The 25,692-nt window shown below is 46.9% G+C and carries 28 protein-coding genes and 2 tRNA genes; 14 read left to right on the top strand and 16 right to left on the bottom strand.

The annotated features are described in order from the left end of the window. Positions 1-13: 13 nt before the first annotated feature. The 5 genes from DN92_RS04190 to DN92_RS04170 all read right to left on the bottom strand — a co-directional run bounded on the left by DN92_RS04190 (position 14) and on the right by DN92_RS04170 (position 3,880). A complete protein-coding gene (locus DN92_RS04190; RefSeq protein WP_173960074.1) occupies positions 14-1,816 on the bottom strand; it encodes an NADH-ubiquinone oxidoreductase-F iron-sulfur binding region domain-containing protein in 1,803 nt (600 codons plus the stop codon). 214 nt (positions 1,817-2,030) lie between these two features. Continuing rightward, positions 2,031-2,255, bottom strand: a complete 225-nt coding sequence (locus DN92_RS04185) for a hypothetical protein (protein WP_173960073.1) — start codon at positions 2,253-2,255, stop codon at positions 2,031-2,033. 17 nt (positions 2,256-2,272) lie between these two features. Next, positions 2,273-2,578 (bottom strand): YciI family protein, encoded by a 306-nt coding sequence (locus tag DN92_RS04180; RefSeq protein ID WP_173960072.1) that lies wholly within the window; start codon positions 2,576-2,578, stop codon positions 2,273-2,275. A 97-nt stretch (positions 2,579-2,675) separates the two neighbouring features. Beyond that, a complete protein-coding gene (locus DN92_RS04175; RefSeq protein WP_173960071.1) occupies positions 2,676-3,248 on the bottom strand; it encodes a phasin family protein in 573 nt (190 codons plus the stop codon). A gap of 278 nt (positions 3,249-3,526) precedes the next feature. Next, on the bottom strand, positions 3,527-3,880 hold the full coding sequence (locus tag DN92_RS04170; protein WP_173960070.1) for a helix-turn-helix domain-containing protein: 354 nt from the start codon (positions 3,878-3,880) through the stop codon (positions 3,527-3,529). Between the two features lie 314 nt (positions 3,881-4,194). On the opposite strand from DN92_RS04170, the gene DN92_RS04165 reads away from it, so the two are divergent. Continuing rightward, a protein-coding gene (locus DN92_RS04165; protein WP_173959624.1) for an IS3 family transposase occupies positions 4,195-5,336 on the top strand; the annotation gives its coding sequence in 2 pieces (ribosomal slippage) (positions 4,195-4,462 and positions 4,462-5,336; 1,143 coding nt in all). Between the two features lie 38 nt (positions 5,337-5,374). Then, complete coding sequence (locus tag DN92_RS04160) at positions 5,375-5,572, top strand: hypothetical protein (protein WP_173960069.1); 198 nt, start codon at positions 5,375-5,377, stop codon at positions 5,570-5,572. A gap of 292 nt (positions 5,573-5,864) precedes the next feature. Here DN92_RS04160 and DN92_RS04155 read toward each other — a convergent pair. Then, a tRNA-Ser gene (locus DN92_RS04155) sits at positions 5,865-5,955 on the bottom strand. 59 nt (positions 5,956-6,014) lie between these two features. Beyond that, the gene (gene acs / locus DN92_RS04150) at positions 6,015-7,988 is read right to left on the bottom strand and encodes an acetate--CoA ligase (protein WP_173960068.1); all 1,974 of its coding nucleotides are present in this window, start codon (positions 7,986-7,988) and stop codon (positions 6,015-6,017) included. 167 nt (positions 7,989-8,155) lie between these two features. Here acs and DN92_RS04145 point away from each other — a divergent pair, with 167 nt between their 5' ends. From DN92_RS04145 to DN92_RS04125, 5 genes are read left to right on the top strand one after another with little or no spacing between them, the layout of a single operon-like run. Then, a complete protein-coding gene (locus tag DN92_RS04145) occupies positions 8,156-9,679 on the top strand; it encodes a fumarate hydratase (protein ID WP_173960067.1) in 1,524 nt (507 codons plus the stop codon). Positions 9,680-9,721: 42 nt separating this feature from the next. Continuing rightward, complete coding sequence (murI, locus tag DN92_RS04140) at positions 9,722-10,531, top strand: glutamate racemase (protein WP_173960066.1); 810 nt, start codon at positions 9,722-9,724, stop codon at positions 10,529-10,531. Next, complete coding sequence (locus DN92_RS04135; RefSeq protein WP_173960065.1) at positions 10,528-11,220, top strand: TonB family protein; 693 nt, start codon at positions 10,528-10,530, stop codon at positions 11,218-11,220. The genes murI and DN92_RS04135 overlap by 4 nt, the downstream gene beginning before the upstream one ends. A gap of 5 nt (positions 11,221-11,225) precedes the next feature. Beyond that, complete coding sequence (locus DN92_RS04130) at positions 11,226-11,918, top strand: MotA/TolQ/ExbB proton channel family protein (protein ID WP_173960064.1); 693 nt, start codon at positions 11,226-11,228, stop codon at positions 11,916-11,918. 2 nt (positions 11,919-11,920) lie between these two features. After that, the gene (locus DN92_RS04125) at positions 11,921-12,334 is read left to right on the top strand and encodes an ExbD/TolR family protein (protein WP_173960063.1); all 414 of its coding nucleotides are present in this window, start codon (positions 11,921-11,923) and stop codon (positions 12,332-12,334) included. Here the strand turns inward: DN92_RS04125 and DN92_RS04120 are convergent. Together DN92_RS04120 and DN92_RS04115 are read right to left on the bottom strand one after the other, a co-directional pair. Then, positions 12,331-12,777: a hypothetical protein gene (locus tag DN92_RS04120; protein ID WP_254598340.1), complete on the bottom strand. Its 447-nt coding sequence runs from the start codon at positions 12,775-12,777 to the stop codon at positions 12,331-12,333. The genes DN92_RS04125 and DN92_RS04120 overlap by 4 nt on opposite strands. A 21-nt stretch (positions 12,778-12,798) precedes the next feature. After that, a tRNA-Leu gene (locus DN92_RS04115) sits at positions 12,799-12,887 on the bottom strand. 134 nt (positions 12,888-13,021) lie between these two features. On the opposite strand from DN92_RS04115, the gene DN92_RS04110 reads away from it, so the two are divergent. The 4 genes from DN92_RS04110 to purU all read left to right on the top strand — a co-directional run bounded on the left by DN92_RS04110 (position 13,022) and on the right by purU (position 17,354). Then, positions 13,022-15,487 (top strand): penicillin acylase family protein, encoded by a 2,466-nt coding sequence (locus DN92_RS04110; RefSeq protein WP_173960062.1) that lies wholly within the window; start codon positions 13,022-13,024, stop codon positions 15,485-15,487. Positions 15,488-15,564: 77 nt separating this feature from the next. Further along, positions 15,565-15,972, top strand: coding sequence for a surface-adhesin E family protein (locus DN92_RS04105; protein ID WP_173960061.1), 408 nt, complete (start codon positions 15,565-15,567; stop codon positions 15,970-15,972). A gap of 79 nt (positions 15,973-16,051) precedes the next feature. After that, positions 16,052-16,402, top strand: coding sequence for a hypothetical protein (locus DN92_RS04100; protein ID WP_173960060.1), 351 nt, complete (start codon positions 16,052-16,054; stop codon positions 16,400-16,402). Between the two features lie 97 nt (positions 16,403-16,499). Beyond that, positions 16,500-17,354, top strand: a complete 855-nt coding sequence (purU, locus tag DN92_RS04095) for a formyltetrahydrofolate deformylase (protein ID WP_173960059.1) — start codon at positions 16,500-16,502, stop codon at positions 17,352-17,354. A 9-nt stretch (positions 17,355-17,363) separates the two neighbouring features. Here the strand turns inward: purU and soxA are convergent, their stop codons facing one another. Genes soxA through DN92_RS04065 form a run of 6 tightly spaced genes read right to left on the bottom strand, consistent with a single transcriptional unit; the run spans position 17,364 to position 22,208 of the window. Beyond that, positions 17,364-18,149, bottom strand: a complete 786-nt coding sequence (soxA, locus tag DN92_RS04090; protein ID WP_254598339.1) for a sulfur oxidation c-type cytochrome SoxA — start codon at positions 18,147-18,149, stop codon at positions 17,364-17,366. Continuing rightward, positions 18,146-18,475: a thiosulfate oxidation carrier complex protein SoxZ gene (locus DN92_RS04085; protein WP_173960058.1), complete on the bottom strand. Its 330-nt coding sequence runs from the start codon at positions 18,473-18,475 to the stop codon at positions 18,146-18,148. The genes soxA and DN92_RS04085 overlap by 4 nt, the downstream gene beginning before the upstream one ends. Then, positions 18,472-18,966, bottom strand: a complete 495-nt coding sequence (locus tag DN92_RS04080; RefSeq protein ID WP_173960057.1) for a SoxY-related AACIE arm protein — start codon at positions 18,964-18,966, stop codon at positions 18,472-18,474. Before DN92_RS04080 ends, DN92_RS04085 begins: the two co-directional genes overlap by 4 nt. Before the next feature lie 16 nt (positions 18,967-18,982). After that, positions 18,983-19,444, bottom strand: coding sequence for a sulfur oxidation c-type cytochrome SoxX (gene soxX, locus DN92_RS04075; protein WP_173960056.1), 462 nt, complete (start codon positions 19,442-19,444; stop codon positions 18,983-18,985). A gap of 37 nt (positions 19,445-19,481) precedes the next feature. Then, the gene (locus DN92_RS04070) at positions 19,482-21,749 is read right to left on the bottom strand and encodes a xanthine dehydrogenase family protein molybdopterin-binding subunit (protein WP_217426049.1); all 2,268 of its coding nucleotides are present in this window, start codon (positions 21,747-21,749) and stop codon (positions 19,482-19,484) included. 9 nt (positions 21,750-21,758) lie between these two features. Next, the gene (locus tag DN92_RS04065; RefSeq protein WP_173960055.1) at positions 21,759-22,208 is read right to left on the bottom strand and encodes a (2Fe-2S)-binding protein; all 450 of its coding nucleotides are present in this window, start codon (positions 22,206-22,208) and stop codon (positions 21,759-21,761) included. Positions 22,209-22,364: 156 nt separating this feature from the next. On the opposite strand from DN92_RS04065, the gene DN92_RS04060 reads away from it, so the two are divergent. Continuing rightward, complete coding sequence (locus tag DN92_RS04060; RefSeq protein WP_173960054.1) at positions 22,365-22,718, top strand: CidA/LrgA family protein; 354 nt, start codon at positions 22,365-22,367, stop codon at positions 22,716-22,718. After that, the gene (locus tag DN92_RS04055; RefSeq protein WP_173960053.1) at positions 22,715-23,440 is read left to right on the top strand and encodes an LrgB family protein; all 726 of its coding nucleotides are present in this window, start codon (positions 22,715-22,717) and stop codon (positions 23,438-23,440) included. The genes DN92_RS04060 and DN92_RS04055 overlap by 4 nt, the downstream gene beginning before the upstream one ends. A gap of 33 nt (positions 23,441-23,473) precedes the next feature. Here the strand turns inward: DN92_RS04055 and aptA are convergent, their stop codons facing one another. Continuing rightward, on the bottom strand, positions 23,474-24,820 hold the full coding sequence (gene aptA / locus DN92_RS04050) for an omega-aminotransferase AptA (protein WP_173960052.1): 1,347 nt from the start codon (positions 24,818-24,820) through the stop codon (positions 23,474-23,476). Positions 24,821-24,908: 88 nt separating this feature from the next. On the opposite strand from aptA, the gene DN92_RS04045 reads away from it, so the two are divergent. Then, on the top strand, positions 24,909-25,692 hold a 784-nt coding region (locus DN92_RS04045; protein ID WP_173961248.1), incomplete at its 3' end, for a Bug family tripartite tricarboxylate transporter substrate binding protein.

The following is a 25,692-nucleotide window of genomic DNA, read 5'->3' as shown; positions in this document are numbered from 1 at the left end:
CTTTCCCTTGGATTTAGACTACTTCTTGTGGGAAATATTTTGCAATGCATCGAATTGGATTGGGCGCTGCTTGACCTAGACCACAGATGGAGGCATCTACCATCACAGTAGCTAAATCCTCCAGGGTCTCTTGATCCCAAGACTCCGATTGCATTAACTTAGCAGCTTTGCTGGTACCCACACGACACGGCGTACATTGTCCGCAGCTCTCATGCTCAAAGAAGTGCATCACATTGAGCGCCATATCGCGCGCCTTGTCTTTGTGGCCGAATACCATCACTGCAGCAGAACCAATAAAGCATCCGTAGGGTTGCAAGGTATCAAAGTCAAGTGGAATATCGTTCATTGTTGCCGGCAAAATACCGCCTGATGCGCCACCAGGGAGGTAGCCATAGAAAGTGTGGCCATCTTGCATGCCGCCACAATACTCATCAATCAGCTCTTGAATAGTAATACCGGCTGGTGCCAACTTCACACCCGGTTGTTTAACTCGGCCACTAACACTATAGCTGCGCAAACCTTTGCGGTCATGACGTCCAAAAGAACTAAACCATTCTGGGCCACGCTGAACAATATCGCGCACCCAGTACAGAGTTTCAAAGTTATGCTCGAGTGTGGGACGACCAAACAACCCCACTTGGGCAATGTATGGAGGACGCATCCGTGGCTCGCCACGCTTGCCTTCGATACTCTCAATCATGGCGGATTCTTCACCACAAATGTAAGCACCAGCACCACGACGCAATTCAATCAACGGAAGTTTGAATGGCGGATTGGCTTGTAATTTTTTTAACTCGAGCTCGAGCATTTCACGGGCACCGTGGTACTCATCACGCAGATAGATATAACAAGCATCAATACCCACTACATTGGCAGCAATGAGCAAGCCCTCTAAGAAACGATGTGGATCACGCTCTAAGTATGTGCGGTCTTTAAATGTTCCTGGCTCACCTTCGTCGATATTAACTGCCATCAACTTCGGAGCTGGCTGATCTCGCACAATGCGCCACTTACGCCCTGCTGGGAAACCTGCACCACCAAGACCGCGAAGACCTGAGCTTTCCATGATCTTGACAATACTCTCACCGTCTTTTTTGCCTTCAACAATTTCTTTTGCTAAGGCATAACCACCTTGCGCGCGATAAGACTCGTAACCAACATAATCGGGTGAGACTACTTGGTCTAAGCCTTGAGGAGAGACGCCTTTTTCGGCCAAGGCTGCAGGATCAAATACGGCATCGTCTTTTGCCATTGGCTGAGTTGTCAGCCCGTTTTTGACAGCGGCAGCGACTTTATCTGTGGTTGCAAATAACACTGGGTACTGATGGACTACTGCTACAGGGGCTTGTTCACAACGGCCAATGCATGGCGCTGGGATGACTTTGACATTCGGGTTACCTAAGATTGCTGGCAGTTTCGCGAGCAGGTCTTGCGCGCCAGCCAGTTCACAAGCAATACCATCGCAGACACGCAGAGTGATATCCGCTACTGGATCATTGCCACGCACCACTTCAAAGTGATGATAGAAAGTAGCCACTTCATAGACTTCAGCCATCGGCAAATTCATTTCTTTTGCCAAGGCAACTAAATGACGATCATGCAAAGCACGGTACTCATCATTGAGTTTATGTAAATTTTCAATCAGCAAGTCACGTCGCTCAGCCGCTGCACCAATCAACTGGCGAACTTCTGCCAATGACACATCGTCGGCCTGTCGCCCTTTGAGCTTACTTTTGCGACGAATGGTTTCCCTTAAATCATCTGCAGTTGCTAGGGCAACAGCTTGGATTTCTACTGAGGGTTTTGGATGATTCATAGTATGTAGTCTCTAATTTCTAGTCGCAATAATTGCTGCTAATTTTTTAAACAGTTAAATACTGCCAAATACATAAATTGAGAATGCCTGAATTAGCGGAAAAAGTGTATTTCGCTATATATAGGAAACCCAAAAGCTCGAATGATTTTGGGTTATTTCTACCCTCAAGTCCTTGACGGCGCTCAAGTGTATTGATTAAGGGTAAACCCTTATATTAGATCACTGATGGAGAGGGCTTGTCACCGGGCGGAAGTGAGTAGTCGAGTTTGCGTTCATAAACGCGTGCTTTGAAGCAGTCGTTATCGCCCTTGCTACCAACCTGCCAACCAATAGAGGTGCAATCATCTTGAGCTGCAGACTCGATTGAGCCGCAGCCAGATAAAGCAAAGGTGGCAATAACAGCAACAAAAGCTAAGGGGCGCAATGTAATTGAATTCATACCCGAAGTCTACTGGATTACTTGGCCGGTGGAAACCCAACCTGTTGTGGCCAGCTATTGTTAAATACATGAATGACTGGCTTCTCATAAACACCCGCCTTGGTAAATGGCTCATCAGATAGCCAGGCTTCTACATCTGCCTTACTCGGAAAGTCCATGACCAATAAGCTACCGACCGTAGTCTGCCCATCCTCCGACGTCAGTGGGCCTGCAAAGGCCATCTTTTCAGCAAATTGTCCCAAGTAAGCCCGATGCTCTGGTCGTGTCTGAATACGCAACTCGGCCGTGCCGGGGAGGTCCATCAAAAGAATTGCAAAGATCATGTTTTTCTCCGTTTTGGTTTGATACCGAGATATTACGGCAACTGGCAAAAGAAAAACCGCCCGAAGGCGGCTTATCACTTAAAGCGGTTAAGGCTAATTAAGCAGCTTTGCGGCTTTTTGTAGCTGGCTTAGCAACTGCGGATTGACCTTGAATGTTAGCCAATGCAGCATCAACACTTTTCTCAAAGTTTGCGAAAGCATCAGTTGCTGTAGCGCGAACTTGATCGAACTGTTGGAGTGAAGTTTCAAATGCAGTTGCAAATGCAGATACAAATGCCTCAGCACCAGCAGGAGCTGTCTTAGTAGCTTCCTTAACAAACTTCACCATATCAGCGCGTGCGTCATCGATAGAAGACTCAACAACTTGAGCCACTTCTTTGTTGCCATTACGTACTACTTGATTTACTTTGGCTTGGTAGGCAGCAGCATACTTAGCAGCTTCTTGAGCAGTTTCTGGCTGAGCCAATTTTGCAAATTGCTGTGCATCTTTGATTGCCAACAATTGTGCGCTGGTATCTTGAGCAACAACTAAGGCATCTTTAGCGGCAGCTTGATTAATTTCAGCTAATTCTTTTGCGCTTTCAACAGCAACTTGTGCCAAGTATTTAGCATTTTCAACAGCTTTAGTTTGGGCTTGTGAGAGTTGGTCGTTTAATTGATTCTGGAACATGGTGTTTTCCTAACTTTTATAAAATTAATAAATGTGTTGCGATGCACCATTCTAAGAAGTTTTTTATTGCAGCGCAAGAATTATTTGCGGCAATGCAACAAAAAGATCAAAAACCCCATTTTTTGATTAAAAACAGGGGGTTATAGGATGAACTAATGGGTATATGCCCTCTAATTTAGGGGGGCATTAAGAAGAAAATAATACAAAAACTACCTAATTAGACGGTTTTTTGCTTATTTTAGGTAATCTTAAAAAGAATAGCTGATACTTTATTCAACTCATGCGCTCGTGGAGATCTTAATGAACTCTCCAGTCATTTCTCTGTACATATTGAGAGTCATCGTAGTTGGCTTTAAATATTTGACTCGACCATCTTTCGGATCGGTAGATACAGACAAAGATTTCTTCTTAATTAAAGATTTAAGAATATTGTGAAGAGTTGCTGGTGATGCAAACTCCTTGAGCCTCAAGACATCTGATACTCGCATTGCCTGGTTTTGAAGATACGATTGAGTAATCATTCTTAGGACAAAGCATTCTCGATCATTAATCTGATATTTTTTATGGATGAGATCTTTCGTATCCATATAGATGAAATACTGAAATCCCTGCATCTCGCTTGTTGAAGGCATTGCATACCCACTTTGCATAAATCACTATAAAACCAGACTCTATTCTGACATCTTAGTTTAGCTATTGATATTGATCAATATTGGTGCGGCACTAGTGCTTACCCTTAATTTGAATTTTTACCTCTTCTAGATATTCATTCAATACTTGGAATTCAACTTCTAATCGATTAAAGTGGAATAACAACTTATAACTTCTAGAACATTAATAAATGCTGAACTTTATAAAAAAATTATTTTTACTGAACTGACTTGATTTTTAGTACCACTCCAGAAGAGAGGATTTTTGATAATCTTCACCTTAAAGGAGTGTAAATATGGCAAAAGGCCAACGTCTTAAACCCGAGCAAATCGTCACCTTATTGCGTCAAATCGATGTCCTGACAACGAACGGCAAAACCCTAGCCCAGGCCTGTAAAGAAGTGGGAACGGTAGAGCAAAGCTACTATCGTTGGCGCAAGATTTATGGCGGCATGAAGGTCGATCAAGCTCGTAAGTACAAAGATCTAGAACTGGAAAATACCCGACTCAAGAAGCTCGTAGCGGACTTATCGCTACGAGAAGTCATGCTTAAGGAAGTCATTAAGGGAAACTTCTAAGCCCTACTAGGCGTAAAAATGCAGCGCAGCTGCTCATGGACCAGCATTCTATCTCTGAGCGGACTGCCTGCAGTTTAGTGGGGCTATCTAGAGCAGCGTATCGCTATATGCCATTGCCTAGAGATGACGAAGAGCCCCTTAGAGCCGAAGTCATCCGCATGGCCAGCACCTATGGCCGTTACGGTTATAGATTTATTGCGGGCATGATGCGTAACGCTGGTTGGGGGCAAGCGACTACCGCCAAGGTTGCTCGCATCTGGCGGCAAGAAGGCCTAAAGATCCCACAAAAGCAACCTCCTAGAGGCAGACTCTGGTTTAACGATGGCAGCTGTATGAGGTTGCGAGCTACTCATACCAATCATGTTTGGAGTTATGACTTTGTCTTTATCAGGGACGCTTATGGTGGCAAGATCCGGATGCTGACCATGATTGATGAGTTCAGTAGAAAGTGTTTAACGATCCACTGCGCTAGACGAATTGGCTCAATCCAAGTGATTGAACAACTGGCCAACGCCATGATTACTCACGGCATCCCCGAGCACATCCGAAGTGATAATGGCCCAGAATTTATTGCTAAAGAGCTGCGTAGTTGGTTATCTGGCATTGGAGTAAAGACAGCCTACATTGAACCGGGCAGCCCTTGGGAGAATGGCTTTTGTGAAAGCTTTAACGGCACCTTTAGAGACAATCTTTTGGATGGGGAGATCTTCTATAGCTTAAAAGAAGCCCAGATCATCGTGGGGGAGTGGGTTAAGCATTACAACCATGTCAGGCCGCATAGCGCTTTAGGTTACAGACCACCAGCACCCCAAACCCAAGTACCCCAAATAATACAAAATCAACCCATGTTGCTGCAATGATTTACTATAGAAAAACTCTCTTTGGTAGTGGACCTAAATTGACAGCAGTTCAATTCGATCTCATTGAAACTGACTTTGATAATAATTTTGTTACCGTTGAGGATAAAGAATTGGGAATTCAAAGAGAAATTAAGTGGGGCGATAAAAAACTTAAAAAATCAAAAATTATTGGCGAGTACGAGATTCTATTCATCTACGAAGATGGGTCTGAAAAGGTAGAGAGAATCTTGGAATAGATTTGCGAAGAAAATCACCTTAATGCAGCGCTTGATTTGTTTTTTAATTCCAATTCGCCAAAAAAGATCTTTAATTTTCATCGGGCGCAGTAGAGCCCTCCCACTCCAATCTACTTAGATAAGATTTAAATCTTATCTGAGCCCTCCTTGGTAAAAGCGAAGGACGCGAATGATAAGGAAAATCAGCCAGCTCTTTGTGTGAAGAAATCACTTAGCAGTATGGGGTTTAAACATAGGTTGAAACAATAAAAAAGTCCTTGTAAACTATTGATTTACAAGGACTTTATACTACTGGCGGAAGAGGCGGGATTCGAACCCGCGGTAGGCTATAAACCTACGCACGCTTTCCAGGCGTGTGACTTAAACCGCTCATCCACCCTTCCGTACAACTTTCGATTATACGTTTCCCAGAAGGGTTTCCTCTAAAAGCCGCATTAGCTACTTAAACAGACTCTTTTAACTGCTCCAAAATTGCTGGATTTTCGAGGGTTGAAGTATCTTGGGTAATCTCTTCGCCTTTAGCAATCACGCGAAGCAAGCGACGCATGATCTTGCCAGAACGTGTTTTAGGTAAGTTATCGCCAAAACGAACATCTTTAGGTTTGGCGATTGGGCCGATTTCTTTACCCACCCAGTTACGCAACTCAGTAGCAACCTTTTTGGCCTCTTCGCCTGTTGGGCGACCGCCCTTCAGAACCACGAATACGCAAATAGCCTCGCCAGTCAGCTCATCTGGACGGCCCACTACAGCCGCTTCCGCAACCAATGGATTTGCAACTAAACAGGACTCGATTTCCATCGTACCCATGCGGTGCCCAGACACGTTCAGCACATCGTCGATGCGACCAGTAATGGTGAAGTAGCCCGTATCTTTATGACGAATAGCGCCATCACCAGCCAAGTACAAAGTGCCACCCAACTCCTCTGGGAAATAGGACTTAATAAAACGATCTGGATCACCCCAAATCGTCCGAATCATTGAAGGCCATGGACGCTTCACCACCAAGATGCCGCCATTACCGTTCGCTACATCTACACCAGCCTCATCCACAATCGCCGCCATGATGCCTGGCAATGGCAAGGTGCATGAACCTGGAACCATGGGTGTTGCACCCGGCAATGGAGAAATCATGTGACCACCGGTTTCTGTCTGCCAGAAGGTATCAGCGATTGGGCAGCGTGAGCCCCCCACATTCTCGTAATACCACATCCAAGCTTCTGGATTAATGGGCTCACCAACTGAACCCAAGAGACGCAATGAAGACAAGTCATAGCTCTTTGGATGGATTGCTTGGTCATTGCTAGAGGCTTTGATCAATGAACGAATCGCTGTTGGTGCGGTGTAGAAAATCGTTGCTTTGTGTTTCTGAATCATGTCCCAGAAGCGGCCAGCGTTAGGATAGGTTGGCACACCCTCAAACACAATCTCAGTGGCACCTACAGCGAGCGGACCATAAGTAATATAGGAATGGCCTGTTACCCAACCGATATCGGCGGTACACCAAAACACATCATTGGGTTTGATATCGAAGGTCCACTTCATTGTGAGAATCGCCCACAAGAGGTAACCGCCAGTGGAGTGTTGAACACCCTTTGGTTTGCCGGTAGAGCCTGATGTGTACAGAATAAAGAGGGGGTGCTCTGCGCTGACCCACTCTGGCTCGCATACAGTAGATTCATTGGCGGCGATTTCTTGCATCCACACATCGCGACCCGGGGTCATGGTGACCTCTGAACCAGTACGCTTGTTCACGATGACATGCTTTACGTTAGGGCACTCACCTGTTGACAGTGCTTCATCACAAATTGCCTTCAACGGCAATGACTTACCGCCACGGAACTGTCCATCGGCCGTAATCACGGCAACTGCGCCAACGTCAACAATGCGATCACGCAGAGCTTGCGCTGAGAAACCACCGAATACCACAGAGTGAATAGCGCCAATACGCGCACACGCATGCATTGCCACAATGCCTTCGATGGTCATTGCCATGTAAATAATCACGCGATCACCAGACTTGATGCCCATCTTGCGCAAGGCATTGGCAAATTGATTTACGCGCCCAAGTAATTCCTGATATGACACATTGGTAACGGAGCCATCATCTGCTTCAAAAATAAGCGCTGTTTTATTGCCAAGGCCATTTTCAATTTGACGGTCTAAGCAGTTGTAGGAGGCATTGGTAGTGCCATCTTCGAACCATTTGTAAAAAGGTGCCTTGGACTCATCGAGAACTTTAGTAAAAGGCTTTTTCCAGAAGATGTTTTCCCTGGCAAGGCGACCCCAAAAACCATCGTAATCTGCTTCAGCTTCAGAACACAGCTTGTTGTAAGCTTCCATTCCTGAAATGGTCGCACCTTTAATAAAATCTGCAGGTGGGTTAAATACGCGGTTTTCTTGCATTAATGGTTCCATGCTTCACAGCCCTTCTGTTCAGTAATCAGTCGTTTTTTTCCACGAAAATGCAGCAGAATTAGGGAAACGCATCCCCAACAGCTCATAGGATAAGTAAAAACCCGTTAAATTTGCTCTATGGCAAACCCTTAAAATAGAAGAAACCTTACTTTATTAAGCCCACTACGATGACCAATATTAAACAAAACGACCTCATTCAAAGCGTTGCAGACGCATTTCAGTACATTTCTTACTACCACCCCAAGGACTTTATCTCTGCTATGGGCAGAGCTTATGAGCTCGAACAAGGCGCGGCTGCAAAGGATGCGATTGCCCAGATTTTGACTAATAGCCGCATGTGCGCGGAAGGTCACCGCCCAATGTGCCAAGACACTGGCATAGCAGTCGTTTTTCTTAAAATTGGTATGAATGTCCAGTGGGGCGATGCCACTATGAGCGTGACTGAGATGGTGAACGAGGGCGTTCGTCAAGCTTACATGAATCCAGATAACCCGCTACGCGCTTCTGTCTTAGCTGATCCAGCGGGCAAGCGAAAAAACACCGGCGACAACACGCCCGCTGTCATCCATTATGAAATCGTCCCGGGCGACGATGTTGAAGTGATTTGCGCTGCCAAAGGGGGCGGCTCTGAGAACAAGGCCAAAATGGTCATGCTCAACCCTTCGGACTCGATCGTAGACTGGGTTCTCAAAACAGTTCCGACAATGGGTGCTGGTTGGTGCCCTCCTGGTATCTTGGGTATTGGTATTGGTGGCACCCCAGAAAAAGCGATGCTCATGGCTAAAGAGTCTTTGATGGGTCCAGTCGATATTCAGGAGCTGATTGCTCGTGGCCCACAAAATCGTATTGAGGAACTCCGCCTAGAGCTTTTCAAGAAAGTAAATGAGCTCGGTATTGGCGCTCAAGGTCTTGGTGGTTTAACCACGGTTCTCGATATCAAGATCCTAGATTACCCAACACATGCAGCATCCTTACCAGTGGCCATGATTCCTAACTGTGCGGCTACTCGCCACGTACATTTTCATCTTCATGGTGATGGCCCAGCCAAACTCGAAGCGCCCTCTTTGTCCGATTGGCCAGATGTCACATGGACACCGGATACCAAAAAATCCAAACGCGTGAACTTAGATACCCTAACTGCCGATGAAGTAGCTAGCTGGAAGGAAGGTGACACGCTACTTCTTAATGGCAAAATTTTGACCGGTCGCGATGCTGCACACAAACGCATCCAAGACATGCTCGCTAAGGGGGAAGAGCTGCCGGTGAGCTTTAAGAATCGGGTGATCTATTACGTCGGCCCCGTAGATCCAGTAGGCGGTGAAGCCGTTGGCCCAGCAGGCCCAACCACATCGACCCGAATGGACAAGTTCACAGAAATGATGCTCTCTCAGACAGGTCTCATCTCGATGATTGGTAAAGCAGAGCGTGGACCTACTGCAATTGAAGCCATCAAGAAACATAAGTCTGCGTACTTAATGGCGGTGGGCGGTGCCGCCTACTTGGTCTCCAAAGCAATTCAGACAGCTAAGGTTGTTGGCTTTGCTGACTTGGGCATGGAAGCCATTTATGAATTTGATGTCAAGGATATGCCCGTAACGGTAGCAGTGAGTTCTGATGGCACCTCGATGCATGAGATTGGTCCAAAAGAATGGCAAGCGAAGATTGGTGGCATACCAGTCAAGATTGCATAAAACGATAGTTTCATAACAATAAATAGTTAAGAGACCATCCACTTGGCACTCATTGGAGTTTTTGATTCTGGCGTTGGAGGCTTATCCATTTTGGATGAGGCTCTACGTCAGCTTCCCGAGCATGACTATATTTATTTGGCAGACTCTATTAATGCACCCTACGGAGAAAAGTCTAGCGAGTGGATTGCCTCCCGCAGCATGGAACTCTGTCAGTATCTAGCAGCCCAGGGTTGTGATGCAATTATGGTGGCCTGTAATACGGCGACTGCGGAAGCAATCGCGCATATTCGTAAGACACTAGGTCATATTCCGATTATTGGCGTGGAGCCTGGCATCAAACCAGCGGCAATGCAATCGAGCAATGGTGTCGTAGGTGTCCTTGCTACAGAAGCTACGCTGAAAAGCGATAAGTTCAACGCCTTGCTGGCAACACTACCAAATGATTGTCAATTTATTAAGCAAGCAGGTCCTGGTCTAGTCCCTTTAATTGAAGCCGGTCAAGCCAATAGCGAGGAAACACTAGAGTTACTTGCCGAACATCTTGAGCCTATTCAGGATGCCGGTGCTGACACCCTAGTTCTTGGGTGTACGCACTACCCCTTCTTGAGAAAAGCCATTCGCAAGTTATTGGGAGATTCCGTTAATTTAATTGATACCAGCGAAGCCGTAGTTCGCCAGCTCAAACGTAAACTAGAAGCGCAAGGCATGCATCTAGACAATGGAAAATGTGGCGCTATTCAATTCATTAGTAGCAAGGATGCTGAACTTTTACATCAAATGGCACAAGAGCTCATGCAATCGGATTTGGATGAGCGCAGCACTCAATCTCAGTTAGTGAGCATCTTTAAATGAGCGCCTTCTTCAGCCGAATGAGCGCTCGCTTGCCATTTAATACCAGCGAACGGATCATCATTGGCATCGTCCTTGGTTTGCATTTCCTCTTCTTGATTGGTTTTCAGAGCGGCATGAAACCCGATAATGAAAATAACCTTGATGATGCACGGGTGATGGCCAATCTCGTGAGTCCTGAGGCTGCTAAGCAGCCCCAAGCAGCTCCAGCCACACCCCCGCCAAAACCGAAGCAAGAGCAAAAGAAGAAAACCGTGGATGAAAAGTCCACCCAAGCACCAAGTCCACCACAAACCCAGCAACAGGCTGCAACACCACCCACTCCGCAATCCAAAAGTGAATCCCAAGCTCCTAATGCCACCGTTGCACCTGCAACTACCTCAGGGGCCAGTGGCACACCAATCCAGACTGACATTGGTAAACTGGTCGTCGTGTATCAACCCGATGCAGATGCCTATTACCCCTCCTTCTCTAAGCGATCTGGAGAGCAAGGTGAGGTGGTGGTCAGATTAATAATTGATGAATCAGGGAGTGTTGAAGATGTAGCCCTACTGCGCCCTAGCTCATTTCCACGGCTAGATCGTGCAGCTACGGAGATTGGTCGTCGCTATCGTTTCAAACCATTTTTAGTTAACGGCTCACCAGCCAGAATTTCTACCAACCTTTTAATTAAATTTAATTTAAAGAACTAATTATTATGAATACACCATTTGGCTTGGCAAATTTATGGCTTGAAGGCGATGCAGTCACACGCTTTGTGGCAATCATCCTTCTCACTTGCTCTGTTGTGACCTGGGTCATCCTGCTGTCACGTTTTTGGGATTTACGCACTCTGAACAAACTTAAGCTAGAGTTGGACCAATTTTGGCGAGCTACTTCATACGATCAAGGTCTGAGCGCATTCACAAATCATGCAAGCAATCCTTACTATCAGATTGCTAAGGCAGCGAGTGGCGCCTCCGTACACCATCAGAGTCAGTCCGCCAACCATCGCGAGCTACTCCAAACACTCAACTACTCTGAATGGATGGCGAGGAGCTTAAAAAATAGTATTGACGGTGTATCCGCACAATTCCAAAAAGGTCTGACCTTTTTGGGATCGACTGGTGCAATATCACCATTTGTCGGCCTATTTGGAACGGTATGGGGCATCTATCATGCTTTGATTGCCATCAGTAGCTCGGGTAGCGCACAAATTGATCAAGTTGCCGGCCCAATTGGCGAGGCACTCATCATGACCGCCCTAGGACTGGCTGTTGCAATTCCAGCGGTGCTAGGCTTTAACGCGATTAATCGCGCAAATAAGTTGTTGGTCGCCGATCTCAATCGCTTTGGCAATGATCTTCTCGCCTACTTTGTGACTGGTGCCCGCGTGAAATCCGGAGAATAAGCATGTCCTTCAACTTGCAAAACGATCAAAGCGACGACGCCATCATGGCGGAAATCAACATGACCCCTATGGTGGATGTCATGTTGGTGCTCTTAATTATTTTTATCATCACCCTGCCCGTTATCCAACAAGCAGTGAAGATTGAGCTCCCTAAAGCCAATAGCGTTCGCAACGAAGTCAAGCCCGAGACAGTTCAGCTCACCATTGATGCACAGGGTCAAATCTTTTGGAATAGCTCGCTCATTGATTTGAAGACTTTTGATGGCTATGCTGAAAAAGCCGCCCAAAAAGAACCACAACCAGAAATCAATTTACGTGCCGACAAAGCCGTGAAGTATGAATATGTTGCTCAAGTGCTGGCAGCATCACGTCGCGCTGGCCTGACTAAATTAGGTTTTGTCACAGAGCCAAACTAAAGTTTTTTAGGGGCAACGCACTGCTCTTGATAGATCTTTGTACCCTCACCCACAGTAGTAGAGAGAATTCCACCTCGAATAGTTTCGACTTTTCTGAGTTGGCCGGTGGACCGATTAATCGTGGTCACCGTCATCACAGATCCTGATCCATATTGCACGCCATCAAAATTCTCTGGTGGAAAGTGCGCCTCCATTGAAATGAGTATTGTTGATTCTGTAACAACGATGCTTTTAACCGCCTGATGACCCATCTCATCGGAGCGATCTAAATCTCGGCCATCGATCAAGACTTTGGCCTTTTGAGTTTTAGAAGCGGGAAGTATTTTGAACTCATAGACTTCGGTGTAATTCTTTTCCGTGCGTTCACAAGTTAATATCAAGAACTCGGACGCTAAAGCGGGCGAAGCGCAAAGAAGTAGGATGAGAATATGGAAGTATTTCAAGGATGCCTGAAATCAATCGATTGGTGCCCGAGGCCGGAATCGAACCGGCACGACTTTTTTGAGTCGGCAGATTTTAAATCTGCTGTGTCTACCGATTTCACCACTCGGGCTCGCACGAGCAATAAAGCCGTACTAAATAAATCAAGACAAGCAAAATTTTAGCATGCGAGGCTTTTGACTGGCCGGAAGCCTGCTTTCATCGAGGTTAGGCTGCGATCGAGGCAAACCCACTAAACTGATTCCCATGAAAATTCCTACTCCAAGTGCGGGTCTTAAAACCCTCTTTAAAGGCATCTTCTGGCTGAGTTCTGCAGTCCTGATCTTGAGTATTACTGCCGGAGTAATTTACTTACTCTCAGCCCATACCAACCCCTCTGGAAAGCGAGTCATTCAGAGTTTGGGTGACGCCGTGGTCATTAGCTTTGATGAGAGTGACATACCTCATATCCAGGCTAAGAGCTCGAGTGACGCCCTCTTTGCTCTAGGCTACCTTCACGCTAGCGAGCGCTCATGGCAAATGGAGGTCAATCGTCGACTAGCGAGCGGGCGACTCTCAGAAGTTCTAGGTAAAGAAACGTTAGCAATTGATCGCTTTATTCGCACGCTTGGCATCAAGCATGCTGCAGAAAAGCAGTTTGATCGCTACCCTGTTGCCACGAAGCGTTTGCTTCAATCCTATGCAGATGGCGTCAATGCTGGAAATGCCCACTTAGGCTGGGCACTTCCTCTGGAATATTTTTTAACAGATTCTAGACCGGGCCATTGGTCGCCTACTGATAGCGTGGCATGGATGCTGATGATGGCATTAGATCTCGGCGGTAATTGGCATAAAGAATTACAGCGTCTCGAGCTATCGCAATTTTTAACGACCAAACAAGTATGGGAAGTGATGCCAGCGTATACGCCAGGTGAGCCCGTAAGTAATATCGACTTTGCGAAAATGTATCGCGACCTCAATGTATTCAATCCCAATCCATTGGCACGGGATCAAAAGTCGAAGAAGCTTCCCGCAACCGAGCTGGCCATCAATGAAGTGCTAGGGGGTAAAGAGGGTATTGGCTCGAATAATTGGGCGATCAATGGCAAGCTCACTGTATCTGGCAAGCCTTTGCTCGCCAACGATCCGCACCTGGGTCTCTCTGCCCCTGCCATTTGGTATATGGCCCACCTAGAGGCTCCGGGTCTCAACGTCATTGGCGCTACCCTTCCAGGAATTCCGGCGGTGGTGCTAGGTAGAACGGATAAGTTTGCCTGGAGTTTCACGAATACTGGCCCAGATGTTCAGGATTTGTATATTGAGCAGTTAGACCCCAAAAATCCAGGCGTCTATCGTAGCCCTGAAGGTCTGGTTCCCTTTAAAGTTCGCGAAGAGATCATCGACATTAAAGGCGAACCCCCTCTGCGTTTTTTAGTCAAAGAAACTCGACATGGTCCGGTGATTTCTGAATCGTATGCAAGAGCAAAACGTGCTATCGATACTGATCGTTTTGCTTTGGCATTGCGCTGGACGGCTTTAGATGTAGAAAACCAATCTGTTGCTGGTTTGCTGGAAATGAATCAGGCAAAAGATTTGGATAGCTTCAAGCTAGCACTGCGCAAAAACTATGCGCCCATGCAAAACGTGGTGATTGCTGACATCGATGGCAATATCTCATTTCAGGCAGCCGGGGTTGCACCTAAGCGGACTCTGCACCAAGGGCTCTATGGCGTCGCTCCAGCCCTGGGCTGGGAAAAGCAATATGACTGGACAGGCTATGTACCATTTGATCAACTACCAAATAGCAATAACCCAGATGCCAATTGGATTGCTACAGCCAATCAACAGATACTGGCCAGCAATAATCCCAATCCATTAACTGGCGACTGGGAGCTTCCTACCCGCTACGACAGAATTGTGGATCTGATTAAGAACACATCAAGTCATGATCTTCCTTCCATGAAATCGATGCAGGCCGATACCCTCTCTTTGGGTGCTACACCATTATTGGAGCTATTTAAATCTGCTCAGTCCAAACATCCCCTAGCTCAACAAGCCTTCGAGCTCTCCAGAAATTTTGAGGGGGATATGCGGGTGGATAGCGCTGGCGCACTGATTTTCAATGCCTGGGCCGATCAACTAACGCGCAAACTCTTTTCTCGCCTGGGATATTTGTTTACAGAAAATTACGGCAGTCGTAGCTTCAGACAAGCATTAACTCTGCAATTACAAAATCCTAATAGTCCGTGGTGTGATGACCCCAAAACTGAGCTATTCGAGAGTTGTGCTGAAGCTTCTAATGCAGCTTTAGATAAGGCTTTAGGAGTGTTGAGCACGCAATTTGGTAGCAATCCTAAAAATTGGACTTGGGGTAATGCCCATACTGCAGTTTCTGAGCATCGTCCTTTTAGTAAGGTACCTCTACTGGGAAGCCTCTTCAATTTGACGCAAGCATTTCCGGGGGATAGCTTTACCGTCAATGTGGGCAGACTTGAGCTTCTCAGGGCAGATAATCCCTTCGAGACTAAGCAAGCACCTAGCCTACGCACCCTCTATGACCTTGCAGATTTAGAGCAATCCCTCTTTATTTACCAAACCGGTCAATCTGGCTGGGTACAGAGCAAGCTCTACCGAAATATGAGTGCACTCTGGGCTAAAAATGAGTATCTCCCCCTCCAAATGAAGCCCGCAAAAGTCAGTCGGCAACTCAATCTTAATACTAAGGAAAAATAAGCGGGAGAGTTAGAATAGCTATTACTAAATCCAATCCAGCTTCTCCCCCATTAATCACCCTAATGACAATGCTATCTATGAAAAAAATTCACGCACTTACCATCCTGACTGCCCTATCCCTTTTGCCGCTTTCAAATAGCTTTGCCGCCTGGAAAGAGTTGGGATCCAATGAAGTTATGGTGGTTTATGTAGACCTTGACACCATTAGTGATTCTGGTGAAAAAGCGCGCATCATGTCGATGCTTGACTTTAAAAAGCCCGGCATGAATCCGAAAACAAAGCAGCCCGTGAGCTCCATCGTCGGCATCAATGAATACAACTGTCCTGCCATTAGCTACCGCCCTATTGAATACAAAGAATTTGCCGGCAATAAAGGTGCAGGCAAAGTAGTTTCAGATAACAAAACTCCCAATAGTGAATTTGAGCCAGTCGTGAGTGAATCTTGGGCGGCTGGAGTCTTTAACGTTGTTTGCCAACGCAAATAAACTCAACGTCTTGATGGCCCATCTAAGCAGACCAAACCTAACAAGGTGGTCTGCTTTTTTCTTAGATACCGGCCTTACCTTGAGCGGCTTACTGCTCTGCCTCAATCTGACAGGTTGTGCGGCACCACTCATGGCGCTTGGAGGCGCTACGAGTGCAGCGGCTAGCTCTGTTGGAACTACAGCTGCAACGGTAGCAGTAGCCAACCCCTCAACAGCAGCGAGCCTAATATCGACTGCCACAACCGGTAAGTCGCCACTTGAGCATGCTGCTTCAGCAGCAACAAAACAGGATTGTAATTTTCTCAATGCTTTAGGATCCAAGCCGATCTGTACCGACGTTATTATTCCGCCAGTCAAGGATATGAGCGAGCCCTATCCCGGTCCGGCAGATAGCCAGCCTGCTGCGCCCCTGAACCGCGCCCCAAAGTAAGAGACCTATTTGCGCTATTCGCCCGTGAATTAGTCCAAGGGTTGTGTCAGCAGTCTAAAATTACCCTTAATTAGCAATCTCCTTTTACATAGAAGCCATGACTCCAGAAAACTACTACCTCACACTCACCTGCCCCAATCGTCCGGGTATTGTTGCCGCCGTATCCACCTATATCTTTGAATTAGGCGGTGATATTGAGGAAGCCCAACAATTTGATGACAAGGCCTCTAAGCGCTTTTTTATGCGAGTTAGCTTTAGTTGCAGTGCTGATAGCAAAGCCCTCAAAGCAGGCTTTGTAGATATTGCGACACGCTTTGACCTCACTTGGGACTTGCGCGCTGTGAAAGATTTAAAACGTGTGCTGATCATGGCATCGAAGTTGGATCATTGCCTAGTGGATCTCCTTTATCGCTGGCGTAACGGTGAGTTGCCAATGGTGATCTGCGGAATTGTTTCCAATCATCCTCGCGAGGTGTATTCCAGTATTGATTTTGCAGATATTCCGTTTTATCACCTGCCAGTTACCCCAGAGACTAAAGCTACGCAAGAGGCAAAGTTACTGGAAATTGTGGATGATGCAAAAGTAGATATGGTGATCTTAGCGCGCTACATGCAAATCTTGTCAGATGATTTATCCACCAAATTATCAGGACGTTGCATCAACGTTCACCACTCTTTTCTTCCTAGCTTCAAAGGTGCCAAACCATACCATCAAGCCCATGCCCGTGGCATTAAGTTGATTGGCGCTACTGCACACTTTGTGACCAGTGATTTAGATGAAGGTCCAATCATTGAACAAGACGTCACACGCGTCACGCATGGTGATACACCGGAAGACTTGGTTCGCAAGGGTCGCGATTTAGAGCGCACCGTACTCTCGCGCGCCCTCCGATATTACCTGCATGACCGCGTATTAATTAACAGCGCTACTTCTGTAGTCTTCTCAGACTAAGCCTATTTCTTAAGGCCTCACCCCTGGAGTTTCCAGGGGCATCCCTCTGGCTCGCCACATGAGAAAGAGCTCTAGCTGAGCCATTTCAGTAGACCCGTACTCGAATTGCTTAGCACGTACTCCACTCATACAATTGCGCAGACGTCTTTGTAAAGAGCCCATGGTTTGCCACTCAATGCGGTAGATTGGGTAAGCGGTGGGATGTCCTTGTGGAATCAGACTACCGCCTAATTTCAGGCCAGCGCGATCCTGATGGCATTGCGCACAGGATAAATTGAGCTGCCCCATTCTTTCATTAAAAAAACGTTTACCTTGTTGTAGATCCTGCTTATTCAGAGGCGTTTCCTGAACGGCAATAGGCATGCCCTTGGATTGAATGGCCACAAATGTGCTTAATGCTAGGAGATCTTTACTTTCATATGCGAGTGCTGGAGCATCTTGCTGCGAGGTACGACATTGATTGATTTGCCCCTCTAGAGTCTGTAACTTACCCCGAATCACTTTAGGAAATTGAGTGGCAACACCGGTCATCTTTTTTCCAGAATCGCCATGGCAAGATGCGCAAGACACATTCTTGTTGCCCATCTTTTCTTTCCAGAGGCTGTGGCCATCCATCACCCAAAATAATGCAGGATTTAAGTTAGGATCGTCTTGCATAGCTTGATTTTCAGCCGTCATTAACTGATAACTAGACTGGCGACTATCTTTTGGCGTCTCCCTTGCAAATGCAAGCTGCACCATCATGAGCGCCATTGATGCAGTTAGCCAACGACTCCAAATTGGTAGAGCTTTCACGAGACAGTAATATTTGCTTGAGTGACTGCTTCATAACCGTTGTCACCTATCCACTTGCACTCAATCGTGCCTGATGCGACCGCGATAGTAGTAAAAATGATGAGGGGATTTGCACCAATTCCTGAGTAAAAGTCCGCCTTAAACACTTCTTCTCCGTTGTAGAAGCAAGTGAATACGCGGATGATATCGCGAGGAATACGCTTACCATCCTCTGTATAACGAAACCCTGTTTCCATATCATGCTGGGCAATCGCCCGAATCTCAATAATCGAACCCTTTTTGGCCGTTGCGGGGACAGTGATGCTAGTGCGTGAGGTCTTACTCATATCATTTCCGTGCATGCAGATAAAGTCACCGAGGTATCCGCATAACCCCGCCAGTAACTACCGTCACTCATTTGAGCAATCGCCCATACTCTTTGCGAATCAGCCAGCCGCACACGAGTAGTGAGATCTGCGCGCCCAGAGCGCGGCGTGAAGTACGCTACAAACATATTAGGGGATGGGTTTTCTTCAGAAATCACATGTACTGCTTTGACATAATCATTGGCGGTCATCGGACTCTCGACACTCACCTTGAGCACTACCAAATTACCACTCTCCACCAATGGCGGAATAATCAGCTTGACCCGTCCTTCCTTGATAGTATTTGACCCCACAATTTTTGCAATCGCCTCCATCGCCTCAGGTTTTTTAGCCAGAGCGGAGAATGGGGCAAGCGAGCTCGACAAACCCAAAATACCTAGCGCAGACAAATAGAGTCTTCTAGTGAGATTAGGAGAATTAGGGGAGGCGGAATGTATTTTTAATGAACTCATCGTGATAGTGTAGATTTCATTGAACAGTCTTGATCTTCAGGCTCAGCAGGAAAGCGACGACATCTTCAATTTCTTGCCCGCTCAGCATTGGCTGACCTTCAAACTTTGGCGCTACTCGTCTGAGCCCTACTGTTCGGTAGTAGGAGGGCATGATCGTACCCGGATTAAAGCGACTGGGATCGACTATTCTGGCTCGCAATTGCGCCTCGCTGAGATGCCCAACGCTAACGCCGATATCAGGAGCTAAGTTTCCCTGAAAGCGCTCTTCCGGAAAAGGTCCGCTATGACAGAGAAGGCATAAGCCTGTTTGACGACTTGCCACAATCATTCGACCTTTGGCTGGATCACCTGCAGATGAAGTGAGGGGATTCACGATGGAATCCCCTGACCAGGTTTGAGCCTGGGCTTGAGCTTGGGCTTGATTAGCAAGGGATAAGATCGAAGTTCCTAGCAAGATCGTTGCCAGTACGCTCCTCATCACCTCTTACCCTTACCCAATCCCATGAACATCTCACTTACACCAACTTGATGCCACTGTTTTTCAATGGCACTGTACGCAAGCGTTTACCAGTAGCTCGGTAAATTGCATTGAGTACTGCTGGTGCTGCTACGGCAATTGTTGGCTCACCAACCCCACCCCATTCTTTACCGCCACCTTGAATGATGATCGTTTCCACTTTAGGCATCTGTGCCAGACGAATGGAGTTGAAGGTATCAAAGTTCTTCTGTACCACTGCGCCCTTCTCAATCGTAATTTCTTCTTCAAAAAGAGCAGACAAACCATACATGAAGGAGCCTGATACCTGACGCTCTACTTGAGCTGGATTCACAACATAACCCGGATCAGTTGCAGCAACGATGCGATGAATTTTTACTTCATTACCATTTGTGACTGATAGCTCACAAGCAGCAGCGACATAACTACCAAAAGAGCGCATCTGGGCAACACCGCGGAATACGCCTGGCTTAGCCGGCTTAGTCCAATCAATGCCGTCAGCAACCGCATTCAATACTGCTACTGCGCGCGGGAACTTTTCCATATGCTTGCGACGGAACTCTACCGCGTCGACACCAGTAGCTTCAGCCATCTCATCCATAAAGGTTTCGAGGAAGATCGCATTTTGATTGACGTTGACGCCGCGCCAAAAACCTGGCGGTACATGCGTGTTACGCATAGCGTGGTCAATCATCAAATTCGGGAAGCTGTACGTAATACCATGCTCACCCGCAGCGTCAAGCCCTTGGAAGACTACTGGATCCTTACCTTTATTAGCGGCAACTACTGCTGGACGCACAGAAGCCAAGATAGATTGGCTGGAGATACGCATATCTAAGCCGGTGATATTTTTCTTATCATCAATAGCGGCAGTCATCTTACACATCGTTACCGGGTGATAACGGCCTTGAGTCATATCCTCTTCACGGGTCCAAATCAATTTGATTGGAGTGCCCGGCATTTGCTTAGCAATATTGACTGCTTGGGTTGTGTAGTCCTGGAAGGCGCCACGGCGACCAAAGCCACCGCCAAGATTTACCTTGTATACATTACATTTTTCAGCAGGCAAGCCTGAAGCTGCAATCACTGCGGCCAAAGAAGCTTCACCATCTTGCGTCGGAACCCAAGCCTCGCAAGAATCTGGCGTCCATTTCGCTGTAGCTGTTTGCGGTTCTAAAGTCGCATGATTCAAGAATGGGTAGAAGTACGTGGCTTCGATTGTTTTAGATGCCTTGGAAATTGCTTCCTTAGCATCACCATTTGCATTACCCACAAAGGTATCGTTCGCAGTTAAGCCGCCCTCGAGCATCTTCTTAATAGAAGCACTAGAGACATCACCATTGCTACCGTTATCCCAAGTAATCTTGACAGCATCTAAGCCAGTCTTTGCCTGCCAAAAAGTATCAGCAATAACCACGATAGAAGAGTCACCCACCTGAATCACCTTCTTGACCCCCTTCATGCTAGAAGCTTTACTAGCGTCATAGCTCTTCACTTTGCCACCAAAGACTGGAGACTCATGAATGGTTGCTACCAACATTCCAGGCAACTTCAAGTCAATGGCGTATACCTGCTTGCCGTTGACCTTGTCCGCAGTGCCGTCAATACGATTTACTGACTTACCAATCACGGTCCAATCTTTAGGATCCTTTAAAGGAACTTCTTTAGGTACCTCTAACTTAGAAGCTGCTACGGATACTTTGCCGAAAGTGGTTTTACGGCCAGAAGGTGTGTGGGTAATGACGCTATCTTTAGCGACGACCTCTGATACAGGCACATTCCACTGGTTAGCTGCAGCCTGGATAAGCATCATGCAGGCTGCGGCGCCCCCTTTACGAACATATTGTTCAGAGGTACGAATCCCACGACTGCCGCCGGTGGAGTAACTACCCCATACTTTATTGCGCTTGAGGTTCTCGGCAGGTGACGGATAGTCGTAAGAAACTTTTTTCCAATCACATTGCAGTTCTTCAGCAACCATTTGAGCCAAACCAGTAATGGTTCCCTGACCCATCTCAGAGCGCACGATACGCACCACGACATCGTCATTCGGCCTGACCTCGACCCAAACACCGATCTCCGGCGTCTCTAGGGGAGTCATCGCGGTGGTACCAGAACCCATTGCAGCATGAGCTGAAGACATCAATGAGAAATCAAAGCCGATTGCTAAACCAGTAGCGATGGCACTAGAGCCAACAATAAAGTGACGACGGGAAGTATTCGTAGCTTCTGAATTGATCTCTGAATTGATTACTGTATTAGTTGTGTTTTGAATTGTTTTAGTCATGATCGTTCCTTATGCCTTGCTCACAGCATGAATAGCATCACGCACTTGTTGGAAGGTTCCACAACGGCAGATGTTGGTGACTGCTGCATCAATTTGCGCATCAGTAGGCTTCGGGGTGTTACGTAACAAAGCGGTAGTGGCCATCACCATGCCAGACTGGCAGTAACCGCACTGGGGTACCTGATTATCGACCCATGCTTTTTGAACTTTTGAGAGTTGGCCATTCTTAGCAAGGCCTTCAATCGTTTCAATCTTTCTTCCTGCGGCAGCGCTCACTGGAATAGCGCAGCTTCGAATCGCTTGACCATCGAACAATACGGTACACGCACCACATTGACCAACACCGCAACCATATTTAGTACCAGTCAGACCCACATGATCCCGAATGGCCCACAACAATGGGGTTTCTGGATCTACATCTATCTTGTACTTTTTACCGTTGATGTTTAAGTCAGCCATTAACGCTCTCCTATTGGTTTTGTAATTTAAGAACTTTTCTTTTCAGAATGTCCTCAGCTTTTGTTATTTTTATATCCTACTTTTATTAGGTTTATATTAAAACAAGAATTTATATATTGCTTTGCAACATATATTGCAGAGCAGTAAGATCAAGGCATGATTTCTGGACTGGTTCAAATTCTGTTATTTCAAAGCTTGGGTGAGCTTGTTTCTAAGTTCGTCCTGCCGACACTGCCCGGCCCCGTGATTGGACTGGTGCTCCTGATTGCCTGGCTAGCACTGCGCAAAGGAATCAATCCAGAGTTAGCGACTGTTGCTGATGCCTTCAGTCAGTACCTTGGTCTTCTATTTGTTCCTGCTGCAGTTGGCGTAGTCCTGTTTCTGCCGCAACTCAAAGCCAATGCCCTAGCTATTGTGAGTGCCTTGGTAGGCAGCGTCATTCTGACAATTGCCACCAGCGCGGTCCTGGTTCGTTTTTTAAGCTCTAAGCCCACAGAGGTGGATCAGTGAGCGAAAAACACTCCATAGTTGAAATTTGGGTATACCTATCCGGTAGCCCTTTGTTTGCCCTCTTTATTACCTTAGCTGCTTATCAAACCGGTCTCTGGGTTTACAAGTCCGCTAAACAGAATCCTCTAGCCAACCCGGTGGCCATTGCCATCATCTTGGTAGCCAGCATCATTCAGTTTATTGAGATGCCCTATTCGACTTACTTTGAAGGCGCGCAGTTTATTCACTTCCTCTTGGGTTCCGCTACCGTCTCTTTAGCGATCCCGATTTATAGGGGACTCAAAAGCCTGAAGGGTCGCTCCATTCCCTTAATAGCGTCACTAATTGCGGGTGGCTTAGTCTCGATTATTAGCGCGGTGAACATCGCTAAATTATTGGGGGCTGATGAGAGCATTACTGGCGCAATGTATCCCAAGTCTGTAACCGCGCCTATTGCAATGGGCATCGCTGAACGCATTGGAGTATCTCCAACTTTGACAGCGATCTTTGCTGTGACTACTGGAATACTCGGGGCTATTTTGGCGCCATTTATTCTTAATGCATTGGGGATGAAGGCATGGTGGCAACGCGGCTTTGCCATTGGTATTGGAGCCCACGGCATCGGCACTTCACGCGCATTTAGCATTCATCCCGAGGCAGGCACTTATGCCAGCTTGGCGATGGGCATGAATGGCGTGATTAGTGCGGTAGCCATTCCGGTGCTGTACCACCTGTTTAACTAAAGCGCATGTAGCTTACTGAAGCTTGCTCTACACTTAACCCAACTTCATTGCATCATCAATTGCATCACTCAATACGCTCACCAAGAATTCTACTTCTGCTGGCGTTGAAATGAATGGGGGGCCGACTGCAATCGTATCGTTTGTAATACGTACTAATGCACCTCTTTTAATACAGGCCTCCAAAGTCTTCATCGCCCGCAATCCCGGCTTACCAGCAATAGGCACCAAGTCGACAGCTCCAGAGAGACCGCAGTTGCGGATGTCCAGTAAGCCTGTTTTACCCTTAAGCGCATGTAACGAATTTTCTAAGACAGGCTCAAGGGCTTTCGCACGATTCACCAAATTATCGGACTCAAAAATATCTAAGACAGCATGGGCAGCAGCTGTTGGAATGGGGTGGCCCGAATACGTATAGCCATGGAAGAATTCAATTGTCTGCTCTTGGCCGCCCTGCGCCATGATGGCATCGTAAATATCACCACGCACTATTACACCGCCCATAGGGATCACGCCATTGGTAATGGCCTTGGCAAAGATAATCATGTCAGGGGTGACACCAAATAGATCTGCGCCGAAGTTGGTACCCAGTCGCCCAAAGCCTGTAATGACCTCATCGAAGATAAGCAAAATGCCGTGCTTCGTACAAATATCGCGGATTTTTTGAAGATAGCCTTGTGGCGGTACCAGAACGCCTGTTGACCCTTGTACCGGCTCCAAAATGACTGCGGCAATGGTGTTGGCATCATGCAAAGTGACGATATTTTCCAGCTCATCTGCTAAATGCGCACCCCAGGTAGGCTGCCCTTTTGAGAAAGCCATTTGAGAGAGATTGAATGTATGCGGCAGATGATCAACTCCATTCATCATCATATTGGCGAATGCTTTGCGATTGGCAACAATCCCGCCAACGGAAATACCTCCAATGCCTACGCCGTGATAGGCGCGCTCGCGACCAATCATGCGAAAGCGTGAAGCATTGCCCATACAGCGATGATAGGCAACAGCCATTTTGAGTGCAGTATCTACTGCCTCTGATCCTGAGTTAGTAAAGAAAACTTTGTCTAAACCCGCTGGCGCCATATCGACAATCCGGCTAGCCAACGTAAAGGTAGCCTCACTCGCCATCTGAAATGCCGGGCAGTAATCCATGGTTTCGTATTGCTTTTGAATAGCTGCACCAATTCGTGGATCACCATGCCCCAAAGGAGAGCACCACAGGCCCGAAAGTCCGTCAAACAATTTACGGCCATGATTGTCGAAGTAGTAAGCTCCTTTTGCTGACTCCATCACTTTGGGATTCTGATGAAAGTAGCGGTTCGGCGTATAAGGGATCCAATAGGCCGACATGTCAATCGGATTTGCGGTTTTTGCTACAGTCATAGTGGTCTCGTTATTAGTTTTTATGGGTCACGCTACATAGGCGTATTCTTCTAATACTATATTACTCATTTACAAACTGGATATCCAAATGAATACATTGAAACGTTTTTCTAAGCCATTGTTGGGTTTAGCTGCCCTAATAGGTTTATTCGGACAGGTTACAGCGGCGCCAGATGCGGATTGGCCAAAAAAATCTGTGGTCGCAATTTTGTCATTCCCTCCAGGTGGCTCTACTGACGCGTTTGCGCGAGCAGTTTCTGTCCCCCTAGGCGAAGCACTGGGTCAACCCATCGTTATTGAAAATAAGCCTGGTGCTGGTGGCATGATTGGCTTGGGTGCAGCTGCGAAAGCTGCTCCTGATGGCTATACCATTCACATTAGTGCGTTGACTAATCAATCCATCTCACAAGCACTCTTTAAAAATCCTCCAGCAGATCTCACCAAGGACTTTGCGCCTGTTGCTCTACTTGGCACCATTCCCCATCTGATTGTGGTCAACCCTTCCGTGCCTGCAAAAAATCTACCGGAACTCATCACGTTCATTAAATCCAAGAAGGGTGACTTTAATTACGCTTCCCAGGGCAATGGCAGCCTCTCTCACCTGGAGTCAGCCTTGTTCATGCAGCGTATTGGGGCTACTGGTACACACATTCCCTACAAGGGCAGCGCGTTCGCCTTGCCGGATTTAATTGCCGGCAATACGCTGATGATGTTTGATAGTGTGACTGCATCCCTACCGCATATTCAGAGCGGTAAATTACGTCCGATTGCCATTGCTGCCTCGGACCGCTCACCCCTAATGCCTAATGTGCCCACCTTGGCTCAAGATGGCATGAAACAGTTTGATGTAGAAAACTTTTTTGCCGTGTACG

Origin of the sequence: Polynucleobacter arcticus (assembly GCF_013307205.1) — a bacterium.
GTDB lineage: Bacteria > Pseudomonadota > Gammaproteobacteria > Burkholderiales > Burkholderiaceae > Polynucleobacter > Polynucleobacter arcticus.
This window is presented reverse-complemented; position numbering and strand designations above follow the sequence as displayed.

Coding starts and splice junctions, on each gene's coding strand:
- DN92_RS04130 (WP_173960064.1), top strand. CDS start 11,226: ATGAATACACCATTTGGCTTGGCAAATTTATGGCTTGAAGGCGATGCA.
- DN92_RS04180 (WP_173960072.1), bottom strand. CDS start 2,578: ATGATCTTTGCAATTCTTTTGATGGACCTCCCCGGCACGGCCGAGTTG.
- purU (WP_173960059.1), top strand. CDS start 16,500: ATGACTCCAGAAAACTACTACCTCACACTCACCTGCCCCAATCGTCCG.
- DN92_RS04170 (WP_173960070.1), bottom strand. CDS start 3,880: ATGCCTTCAACAAGCGAGATGCAGGGATTTCAGTATTTCATCTATATG.
- aptA (WP_173960052.1), bottom strand. CDS start 24,820: ATGACTGTAGCAAAAACCGCAAATCCGATTGACATGTCGGCCTATTGG.
- DN92_RS04105 (WP_173960061.1), top strand. CDS start 15,565: ATGAAAAAAATTCACGCACTTACCATCCTGACTGCCCTATCCCTTTTG.
- DN92_RS04175 (WP_173960071.1), bottom strand. CDS start 3,248: ATGTTCCAGAATCAATTAAACGACCAACTCTCACAAGCCCAAACTAAA.
- DN92_RS04065 (WP_173960055.1), bottom strand. CDS start 22,208: ATGGCTGACTTAAACATCAACGGTAAAAAGTACAAGATAGATGTAGAT.
- DN92_RS04110 (WP_173960062.1), top strand. CDS start 13,022: ATGAAAATTCCTACTCCAAGTGCGGGTCTTAAAACCCTCTTTAAAGGC.
- DN92_RS04135 (WP_173960065.1), top strand. CDS start 10,528: ATGAGCGCCTTCTTCAGCCGAATGAGCGCTCGCTTGCCATTTAATACC.
- DN92_RS04185 (WP_173960073.1), bottom strand. CDS start 2,255: ATGAATTCAATTACATTGCGCCCCTTAGCTTTTGTTGCTGTTATTGCC.
- DN92_RS04125 (WP_173960063.1), top strand. CDS start 11,921: ATGTCCTTCAACTTGCAAAACGATCAAAGCGACGACGCCATCATGGCG.
- DN92_RS04080 (WP_173960057.1), bottom strand. CDS start 18,966: ATGAGTTCATTAAAAATACATTCCGCCTCCCCTAATTCTCCTAATCTC.
- DN92_RS04085 (WP_173960058.1), bottom strand. CDS start 18,475: ATGAGTAAGACCTCACGCACTAGCATCACTGTCCCCGCAACGGCCAAA.
- soxX (WP_173960056.1), bottom strand. CDS start 19,444: ATGAGGAGCGTACTGGCAACGATCTTGCTAGGAACTTCGATCTTATCC.
- acs (WP_173960068.1), bottom strand. CDS start 7,988: ATGGAACCATTAATGCAAGAAAACCGCGTATTTAACCCACCTGCAGAT.
- DN92_RS04070 (WP_217426049.1), bottom strand. CDS start 21,749: ATGACTAAAACAATTCAAAACACAACTAATACAGTAATCAATTCAGAG.
- DN92_RS04145 (WP_173960067.1), top strand. CDS start 8,156: ATGACCAATATTAAACAAAACGACCTCATTCAAAGCGTTGCAGACGCA.
- DN92_RS04190 (WP_173960074.1), bottom strand. CDS start 1,816: ATGAATCATCCAAAACCCTCAGTAGAAATCCAAGCTGTTGCCCTAGCA.
- DN92_RS04060 (WP_173960054.1), top strand. CDS start 22,365: ATGATTTCTGGACTGGTTCAAATTCTGTTATTTCAAAGCTTGGGTGAG.